Here is a 3,842-nt window from a genome sequence, read left to right on the forward strand (position 1 = left end):
ATTTATTAGACATTTACTTGACATTTATTAGACATTTACTTGACATTTATTAGACATTTATTAGACATTTACTTGACATTTATTAGACATTTACTTGACATTTATTAGACATTTATTAGACATATTAAGATTTTACAAATGCCCAAACTCCTCATTTTCCTGTTTTCAGCCGTAATTTCTGTCTTTATCTTCAATCACAATACCCCAACCCATACGCAAACGGCAAAACAGCAGCAAGAAAAACCTAAAATAGCCTTTACATTTGATGATGGACAGATAGACGATATGGGGCCTTACAAGCTACATCAGTGGAATGAACTCATATTGTCTCACCTGAAAAAACATCAGCTAAAAGCCATTCTGTTTTCGATGGGACGAAATAAAACCAACGAAAAAGGTAAATACGTGTTAGCATCGTGGAATGATGCCGGACACCTGATTGCCAATCATACTTTCTCCCACCCCAATTTTAATAGCCCGCAGACTACCTTAGAGGCATTTAAACTTGAACTCACTAAAAACGATGCCATTATCCGAAAATACAGCAATTTCTACCCGTACTTCAGATTTCCTTACCTGAAAGAAGGTAATAGCAAAGAAAAAGTAGAAGGATTCAGAGAGTTTATGACGCTGAAAGGCTATAAAAACGGACACGTAAGCATTGATGCTTCAGACTGGTATGTGGCAGGCCGATTGCTGAAACGATTGAATGAAAACCCTAAGGCTGATATTTCGGGGTTCAGGGAATACTATAAAAGCCATTTGCTCAACCGTGCTTTATTTTACGATTCTCTGGCGTATCAGCTTACAGGCAGGCGCATCAATCATGTCCTGCTTCTGCATCATAACATCGCCTCTGCCCTCTTTCTCGACGACCTGATTAAGCATTTTACGGCCAACGGCTGGGAAATCACCGACGCCGATAAAGCCTATCAGGATAAGATTTATGAAGAAGTACCGGGCAATATTCCGGCAGGAGAAAGTCTCATCTGGGCATTAGCCAAAAAATCGGGCAAATTTGAAAAAGCACTCAGATACCCTGCCGAAGATGGTGCATACGAAAAACCGATGATGGATAAGTTGGGCTTATAACCGCACCAGACCCCGTTCCATCGTGCGACGACCGTGCCTACATTCGGACGAGTGTAGGCGTGGCACGGGTAAAAGAAGAGTTCTATAAAATCAGCTCGGCAAAAAATGAGTTATGCTCATCCTAAAAACCACTCAGTAAAAATCTAAAGGTTTCTGGCAGTAAATTAAATATATTTGAGTATTGACTAAAATATATCAAATATGAAGAAAATACTCCTTTTCGCCTTCCTATTACTGCTGTTAAACAAGGCAAAAGCCCAAAGCACCACACTCGCACCCGGCACTGTTTTACCGAGCCTTACTACCGCCCAGCGTACGGCGCTGGCCTCGCCCGTCAACGGAACACTGGTTTTTGATACCGATACCCAGACCTACTGGTATCTGCAACAAAACACCTGGGTTGAGTTGGTCAAACCTGCTATCTGGCAGTTATCAGGTGCGGCAGGTAACGAAATCACTCATACCAATGCAGGCGGCTTCTGGTCTGCCAACCCAACCGGACTTATCTCTTCTGCTAACGATGCCTCCAATCCACCTACTGCTCCGGTGGAAGGCGCAGGTACCCGACTGATGTGGATACCCAACCGTTCGGCTTTCAGGGTAGGCTCGGTAAGTCTTACGAATGTAAGCAGGTGGTCAGCAGCCAATATAGGCTTATTTTCTTTTGCCGCTGGCTACGACAACCAGGCAAGTGGGAAATATGCAGTAGCTACCGGAAGAGGCACAAGAGCTATCGGCGAAGCATCAACGGCTATGGGTCTGAGTTCGGAAGCAAGTGGGAGTTATGCGACTGCCTTAGGAAATGGCGCAACAGCCAGCGGATTTGCCTCTGTCTCTTTAGGGTCCGCTACAACGGCAAGCAACTTTTTTGCTGTTGCCTTAGGGGGCGGTGCCATAGCCGGGGGTTATGGCTCGGTAGCCTTAGGCTTTACGGCTAACACCAGTAATGATTATGCCATTGCTATAGGATACGAAGCTAATGCCGGAGGGCAGTTTGCTACCGCCATTGGTAGTAGTATTACTGCTAATGCAGACTTTGCTACGATACTGGGCAATAAGGCACATGCCAATGGATATAGTGGTGTAATGATGCTGGGTGATGCTGACCCTAATGGTGAGGGAGTAACCTATGGCGGCGCAACAAACCAGTTTGTAGCCAGATACTGGAATGGCTATTACCTGATGACGAGTGGGAATCAAGCTCGCACAGGGGTACAGATAGCACATGGGCAATCTGCCTGGAGTGCCATCAGCGACTCAACCCGTAAAGAAAAAATTGTACTGGCCGATGGCGAATCATTTCTATTTAAACTAAGAAATCTACGATTAGGCTCATGGAATTATAAAAATCAGGGAGCTAAACCTGAACGCTTTTACGGACCGATGGCACAGGAAATTTTTACCGCTTTCGGTAAAGATAAATATGGCACTATTGGCAACGATACCACCGTAAGCACCCTCAATATGGACGGCTTGCTGTTTATCTTCTCGCAGGCATTAGAAAAACGCACGCAGGATTTGAAGCAGGAGAATGAATATCTAAAGGCTGCTATGGCACAATTAGAATCTCGCCTGGAAGCCGAAAACCGACAGCTAAAAGCCATTATTCAGAAATTAGATGTGCGACTTGAATCTATGGAAACGTCTTTGCGTACAAATAGTTCTACAAAACAACCCCTCTCTCAAACTGATAAATAATTAGCAATCTTTATTTATGAAGCAATTATATACCCTGCTCTTATTACTGGCTACCAAAGTAGTCTTTGCGCAAAGCACAACCCTCACACCGGGTACTGTTTTACCCAGCATGACCACCGCCCAGCGCACGGCTTTAGCCTCTCCCACCAATGGCACATTGGTTTTTGATACAGGTACGCAAAGCTACTGGTACAGGCAAGCGGGCGTATGGGTTGAATTGCCCAAAGGTGGTAATATGGCCAATTACTGGCAATTATCGGGTATGGCAGGTAATGAAATTACGCACACCAACTCCGGTGGTTTCTGGTCTAAAAACCCTGTTGCAGTCCCGTTTACTGCTGATACTATTTCTAACCCACCTACCGTGCCTGTAAACGAAGCAGGTACACGCCTGATGTGGATACCCAACAGGTCGGCTTTCAGGGCGGGTACGGTGTCAAATACTTCTATCTGGTCAGCCAGTAAAATAGGCTTATTCTCTTTTGCATCAGGATTCGACACACAAGCCAACGGCAAATGGTCAACAGCAATGGGAAATGTTACTACAGCCAGTGGCTTAGGATCGGTGGCTTTAGGCTCAGGAAACAACGCTACCAATGAGGCTTCTGTGGCATTGGGGGCACTTAACAACGCTACCGGATACGTATCTACTACTACAGGCTATTTAAATTCCGCAAGCGGTTATGTGTCAACAGCTATGGGGTACAACACCCATGCCAGTAGTGCTTATACAACAGCTATCGGAAACTATACAACTGCCAGTGGTGAAGGTGCGCTGGCTACCGGAGGCTACACTACTGCCAGTGGATCTTATGCTACCGCTATGGGTGCGCATACGTGGGCGTCAGGACAATATGCGACAGCAATGGGATATGTAACTGCGGCGAGTGGTCGCTTATCTACCGCTATGGGTTATGGGGCAAACACAGATTATTATGCAGGTGCTTTTATTATCGGCGACTCTGACCCCAACAATGAGGGAGTAACCTATAGTGGAGCAACAGACCAGTTTGTAGCCCGATACTGGAATGGCTATTACCTGATGACGAGCG

Annotated in this window: 3 protein-coding genes; all 3 read left to right on the plus strand. The window is 45.5% G+C overall.

The window, feature by feature from the left end; genetic code table 11:
• Positions 1 to 138: 138 nt before the first annotated feature.
• On the plus strand, positions 139 to 1,092 hold the full coding sequence (locus EWM59_RS27185; protein WP_130024343.1) for a polysaccharide deacetylase family protein: 954 nt from the start codon (positions 139 to 141) through the stop codon (positions 1,090 to 1,092).
• 201 nt (positions 1,093 to 1,293) lie between these two features.
• Positions 1,294 to 2,790: a phage tail-like protein gene (locus tag EWM59_RS27190; RefSeq protein WP_130024344.1), complete on the plus strand. Its 1,497-nt coding sequence runs from the start codon at positions 1,294 to 1,296 to the stop codon at positions 2,788 to 2,790.
• Positions 2,791 to 2,806: 16 nt separating this feature from the next.
• Positions 2,807 to 3,842: phage tail-like protein (locus EWM59_RS27195; protein ID WP_510186011.1), on the plus strand; the 1,036-nt coding region annotated here is incomplete at its 3' end.

It is taken from the genome of Emticicia agri (assembly GCF_004168285.1).
Taxonomy (GTDB): Bacteria; Bacteroidota; Bacteroidia; order Cytophagales; family Spirosomataceae; genus Emticicia; species Emticicia agri.

Coding starts and splice junctions, on each gene's coding strand:
- EWM59_RS27185 (WP_130024343.1), top strand. CDS start 139: ATGCCCAAACTCCTCATTTTCCTGTTTTCAGCCGTAATTTCTGTCTTT.
- EWM59_RS27190 (WP_130024344.1), top strand. CDS start 1,294: ATGAAGAAAATACTCCTTTTCGCCTTCCTATTACTGCTGTTAAACAAG.